This is a genomic window from Vibrio sp. 811 (genome assembly GCF_033339195.1).
This window is the reverse complement of sequence record NZ_JAWOUB010000281.1, coordinates 1-795: the sequence shown is the minus strand read 5'-3', so window position 1 is coordinate 795 and position 795 is coordinate 1. Positions and strand designations below refer to the sequence as shown.

The 795-nt window shown below is 48.9% G+C and carries 1 protein-coding gene; it reads right to left on the bottom strand.

Annotation, left to right across the window (positions count from 1 at the left end):
* The coding region (locus R7Q46_RS26355; protein ID WP_411978774.1) for an elongation factor 1-alpha C-terminal domain-related protein at window positions 1–795 on the bottom strand (795 nt) is incomplete at both ends.

Here is a 795-nt window from a genome sequence, read left to right as displayed (position 1 = left end):
TCGGTTAAGCTTTCTTTCACCATGCCAGCGCCAACGGTCACATTAGTTAGGCGATCGATGATGATGAAACCACCGGTATCTGCGCAGTCTTGGTAATTGTCCAAAGCTACTGATTCATTGAGCGACCACTCACACAAACCAATGCCATTCAGAGGCAGTTCCGCAGCGCCATGCGTCGACAAGTTATTGATGTCGTACTGGTGACGAATCGACTCTACGTGACCAACGGTCTTCTTACCTGCAATCTTGATGTCATAATCGCGACCAGGTTGCAACGGCTGCGCAGTCATCCACACCACATCGGCAAGCATATGGTTGGTGGTTTGTACTTGCGCATTCTCAAGCACGATCAAATCACCACGGCTGATGTCAATTTCATCATTCAGAGTCAGCGTAACGGCTAGACCAGCTTGCGCTTCTTCAATGTCGCCATCGAAGGTCACAATGCGAGCGACAGTCGACGTTTTACCTGACGGCAATGCTTTGATGGCATCACCGACTTTCACAGAGCCAGACGACACCGTGCCCGCAAAGCCACGGAAATCAAGGTTAGGACGATTCACGTACTGAACAGGGAAACGGAATTCACCCGCACCTTTTTCGTAGTCCACATCCACCGTTTCTAGCAACTCAAGCAACGATGGACCTTCAAACCAGTTCAGGTTCTGTCCTTTATCCACTACGTTGTCGCCTTCCAGCGCTGAAATCGGGATAATTTGAATATCAATATCGCCAGTGAGATTTTCAGAAAACTTCAGGTATTCATCACGAATTTCTTCGAAGCGCGCTTGTGAG